The sequence below is a fragment of the Streptomyces spongiae genome (genome assembly GCF_009377185.1).
Classification (GTDB): domain Bacteria; phylum Actinomycetota; class Actinomycetes; order Streptomycetales; family Streptomycetaceae; genus Streptomyces; species Streptomyces spongiae.
Map to the genome: position 1 here is coordinate 1 of NZ_VJZC01000697.1, position 4,712 is coordinate 4,712.

The 4,712-nt window shown below is 70.6% G+C and carries 4 protein-coding genes and 1 pseudogene; 4 read left to right on the top strand and 1 reads right to left on the bottom strand.

The window, feature by feature from the left end; translation table 11 throughout:
• From FNH08_RS51305 to FNH08_RS44820, 4 genes and pseudogenes are all read left to right on the top strand, one after another.
• A pseudogene (locus FNH08_RS51305) lies at nucleotides 1-549 on the top strand (hypothetical protein); the annotation flags it as partial.
• Between the two features lie 73 nt (nucleotides 550-622).
• A complete protein-coding gene (locus tag FNH08_RS44810; protein WP_152777249.1) occupies nucleotides 623-1,096 on the top strand; it encodes an NUDIX hydrolase in 474 nt (157 codons plus the stop codon).
• 243 nt (nucleotides 1,097-1,339) lie between these two features.
• On the top strand, nucleotides 1,340-3,091 hold the full coding sequence (locus tag FNH08_RS44815; protein WP_152777250.1) for a TIGR03767 family metallophosphoesterase: 1,752 nt from the start codon (nucleotides 1,340-1,342) through the stop codon (nucleotides 3,089-3,091).
• Nucleotides 3,092-3,196: 105 nt separating this feature from the next.
• Nucleotides 3,197-4,375 (top strand): serine hydrolase domain-containing protein, encoded by a 1,179-nt coding sequence (locus FNH08_RS44820; protein ID WP_152777251.1) that lies wholly within the window; start codon nucleotides 3,197-3,199, stop codon nucleotides 4,373-4,375.
• A gap of 13 nt (nucleotides 4,376-4,388) precedes the next feature.
• Here the strand turns inward: FNH08_RS44820 and FNH08_RS44825 are convergent.
• The coding region (locus FNH08_RS44825; protein ID WP_152777252.1) for a SpoIIE family protein phosphatase at nucleotides 4,389-4,712 on the bottom strand (324 nt) is incomplete at its 5' end.

A 4,712-nucleotide genomic window follows, 5' to 3' on the forward strand; every position in this document is an offset into this window, starting at 1 on the left:
GCCCGTACCCGCCCGCCGAGGCGCCGCCCCGCGGCGATCACGCTCGCCTTCGGGACCCTCGCCGCCATGGCCGTCTTCGTGGTCGTCGGGCTGGGGTGGCTGGTCTCGCAGGGTGGTGCCGGGGTCAGTCAGAGCACCGCGGACAGCGCGTCGGAGAAGAGCGCGAGCAGGCCGGACGCCGGGGCGCAGAACGGCTCGGCGTCACTGACCGACCTGATGCACATCGCCTGCTCCCGGCTCATCGCGGAGGGCACCGTCACGGGCCTCGAACCGGTCCCCGGCACCGGGCAGTCCAGGGTCACCCTGGACGTCGAGCGCTACTTCAAGCCGGAGAAGTCGGCCAAGGGTGACGACGAGCTCGTGTTCCCCGTGGACGAGAGCGAGGCCTCCCGCCTGGGCGAGGGCAAGCCCGTCCTGGTCGGCATCCACCGCGACGAGGCGACGCCCGACCTGCTGGTCACCGGGGAGAAGGAGATCGCCCGGGAACGCGCCCTGGTCACCGAGGAACTGACCGAGGCACGCGGCCTGACGTGCGAGGACGGCGGCTGACGCGGGCGGCCGGCAGCGTGAAAGGTCCTTCGTCGTCCCGTCCGTTGTCCGTCCCTCTGTGTAACGTCTGTGCATGCGCGAGGAGTTGAGAGTGGCGGCGTACGCCGTGTGCGTACGGGACGGGCAGGTGCTGCTGGCCCGCTGGGTGGCCGGCGACGGCAGCAAGCGGTGGACGCTGCCGGGCGGCGGCATGGACCACGGCGAGGACCCGTACGACACGGTGGTCCGCGAGGTCGACGAGGAGACGGGGTACACGGTCGAGCCGACCACCCTGCTCGGCGTGGACTCCATCAAGCGCCAGTACCCGCGCCGCCTCGGCGCGGTCGCCGACTTCCACGGCCTGCGGATCGTCTACGAGGCCCGCGTCACCGGCGGCGACCTCCGCCACGAGACGAACGGCTCCACCGACATGGCCGCCTGGCACCCACTGGACACCGTCCCCTCCCTGGAACGGGTCGGCCTGGTCGACGTCGGCCTCGTCCTGTGGCGCGAGCGCCCGCCCTCCGGTCACCTGAGCGAGCAGGTGCCGGATGCTCCCCGGGGATAGGTGCTGTACCCCGTTAAGTGAACACGGAGTGACCGTCTCCCTTCGGTCTCCTCTACGTTAGGGAAGCCCTGGTGAACGCGGAGGGTGGTCCAAGATCGACGTACGGTGATCGGCGCTGCCCGTTGCCGCCCAGTTAACGTACAGGTCATTCCCGGTGCCAACGATCCAGTATGAGCGGGCCGTTCGCGTTTGCGAGCAGTCCGCGACCACTGCTGATGCGTTCGCACTCGGGGAGAAACGCGCATGTCGCGCATACGCTCTGTCGCCGCCGCTGCCACCGCTCCGGGCCGTCGTGCCTTCCTCGCCGCCACAGGCGCCGTGACCCTCTCGGCGGGCGTCGGCCTCGCCCTGCGCCCCGGAACCGAAGCCTCCGCCAAGGCCGCCTCCGACACGTCCGCGGTCGCCCTGTCCTCCCGCCAGGCTCCGGCCGCGCCCCTGGCTCCGTACACCCGCGGCACGACCCTCGGCTCGGTCGCCGCACCCCGCTCCGGCTCCGGCTACCGCCGGCTCGGCGACGGCCCGGCCTGGAAGCGCGTCGTCCGTGGGGACCTCGCCGCCCCCAAGTCGGGCCGCGAGAGCCGCCGTACCGCCCTCGCCGCCTTCGTCCAGTTCACCGACCTGCACGTGGTGGACGTCCAGCACCCGCTGCGGTACGAGTACCTGCGCGCCCAGACCGCGAGCGCCTGGCGTCCGCAGGAGGCGCTGTCGGTGGCGGGCGCGGTCTCGCTCGTCGAGCGGGTCAACGCGCTGCGGGGAGCCCCCGTCACCGGCTCCCCGCTCCACTTCGTCATGACCACGGGCGACAACACCGACAACAACTCGCGCACCGAGCTGGACTGGTTCCTGAAGGCGATGAGTGGCGGCCGCATCACCCCCAACTCCGGTGACCCGCGCCGCTACGAGGGCGTCCAGAACAGCGACCTGAAGCTGTACTGGCAGCCGGACGCGGCCCTGCGCGACAACGACAAGCAGCTCGGCTTCCCGCGCATCGACGGCTTCCTCGACGCCGCGATCCGCGAGGTGAACAGCCCCGGCCTGAACCTGCCCTGGTACTCGACGGTCGGCAACCACGACTCCCTGCCCGGCGGCTGCTACGCCCCCGGCGACTCCTTCTTCGCGGACTTCGCGGTCGGCGGCAAGAAGCTGATGACGCTGGACGAGCAGGCGGGTCAGGCGATCTGGGACAACGTCAAGACGGGCGGCGACCCCCGGGGCGCCGACTGGAAGGCGATGCTCAAGGCCCACGCCCGCGAGATGCGTTCGGTCACCCCCGACGAGAACCGCGCCCCCTTCACCCCGCTGGAGTACCTCAAGGCCCACCTGGACCCGGCCCACACCGGCCCCGGCCCGGTCGGCCACGGCTACTCGCAGGCGAACGTGGACGCCGGCACCCAGTACTACGCCTTCCGCATAGCCGACGACGTCATCGGCATCAGCCTCGACTCCACCGACCCCGGCGGTCACTACGAGGGTTCGCTCGGCACGGCGCAGCTGAAGTGGCTGGAGCGGACGCTGAAGGAGCACAAGGAGTCGTACGCAATCGTCTTCAGCCATCACACCAGCAAGACGATGCGCAACCTCCGCGAGGACCCGAACCACCCCGGCGAGGCCCGTCACGGCGGCGAGGAGGTCCTGTCCCTCCTAGGCCGTCACCGCAACGTCCTCGCCTGGGTCAACGGCCACAGCCACCGCAACCGGATCACCCCGCACTCCTCCTCGGGCGGCTCGTTCTGGGAGATCTCGACGGCCTCCCACATCGACTTCCCCCAACTCGCCCGTGTCATCGAGCTGGTGGACAACAAGGACGGCACGATCTCCCTGTTCACCACGCTCGTCGAGTCGGCGGCCCCGCACGCCACGGACTTCGACGACCTCTCCCAGACGGGCCTCGCGTCCCTGTACCGCGAACTCTCCTTCAACGCCCCGGGCTCCCGCACGGACCTCTCGGGATCGTCGGAGGACCGGAACGTGGAACTGGTCCTGCGCAAGGGCTGAACGAACTGGCTGAATCCGGCTCAACCGCAGTACCGCGCCTCAACCCTCAAGCGGGCGCCCCGTGTCTCCCCCCTCGAAATGATCACAGGGCACGAAGGGGGAGACATGGCGGTACACGGGAGACGGGTCCGGACGTGGCTGACGGCGGCGACGGCCGCGACCGCGGCGGCGGCGCTGGCCGCCCCGGCGTTCGCGGTACCGGCCGATACGGCCCGTACCTCGACGGCCGGCCACAGCGCGACGCGGGAGGCCATGGACGCCGCCGTCGCGGACGGCGTGCCGGGCGTCACGGCCCGGGTCGAGGACAAGCACGGAACGTGGACGGGCACGTCGGGCGTGGGGAACCTGAAGACCGGACAGCCACCCGGCCCCCGCGACCACTACCGCGTGGGCAGCGTCTCCAAGACGTTCATCGCGACCGTGCTGCTCCAACTCGAAGCGGAGGGGGAGCTGTCGCTGGACGACAGCGTGGAGAAGTGGCTCCCGGGCGTGGTGCACGGCAACGGCCACGACGGAAGCAAGATCTCACTGCGTCGGCTCCTCAACCACACCAGCGGCATCTACAACGTCCTCGAGGACCCCGAGTTCCAACGGAGGGTGTTCAGCGAGGAGTTCCTCGACCACCGCTACGACACCTGGACCGCCGAATCCATGGTGGCCATGGCCATGCGGAACGGGCCGGACTTCGCTCCGGGCGGGGGCTGGAAGTACTCCAACACCAACTACATCCTGGCCGGCATGATCATCAAGAGGGTCACCGGCAACACGTACCAGGAGGAGATCCGCCAACGCATCATCGAGCCGCTCGGCCTGAAAGGCACCCGCTCACCCGGCACCGACCCCCGTCTGCCTCGGCCGCACAGCAGGGGCTACACGAAGTTCAGCAAGGACCCCGCCGCACCGATCCACGACGTCACGGAGTACAACCCCTCGGTGATGGGCGCCTCCGGCGACGCGATCTCCACCTCCGCCGACCTGATCCGCTTCTACACGGCGCTGCTGCGCCCGGGCCGGCTGCTGGAGAAGGAACAGCTCGCCGAGATGATGACGACCGAGCCGCAGGGCGATGGCCCTGACCGACCGAGAATGACTTACGGCCTCGGCCTGTACCGCTTCGAGCTGGGCTGCGGCAAAGTGGTCTGGGGTCACGGCGGTGACGCCCACGGCTCCTCGGCGGCGGCGTTCACCACCCGCGACGGCCGCCATGCCCTGGCTCTCGACTTCAACGCCATGTTTGCGGGCGAAGCCAAGGAGGTGATCGAGGCGGAGTTCTGCGGCAAGTAAGCACGGGACGGCGTCAGCGCCACGCCTCCACCAGGTCCTCCGGCAGGGCGGCCGACTGGGCGGCCGGCTTGCGGAGCAGCAGCAGCGCCGCGTCGTCGTGCAGCCGGCCGCCCACATGGGCCAGCAGTTCGTCGTGGAGTGCGGTGCGGGTGCGGGCCGGCTCGTCGGAGACGTGGCGTGCCAGGCCGTCGGCGAGCGGGTAGAACGCGCGGCCGTGGTCGCGGGCCTCGGTGACCCCGTCGGTGTAGAGCAGCAGTTGATCACCGTCGGCGAAGGGCAGCACCTGGAGACGGGGGGTCTCGCCCGTGAGGGCGCGCAGCCCGAGGGGCGGGGCCGG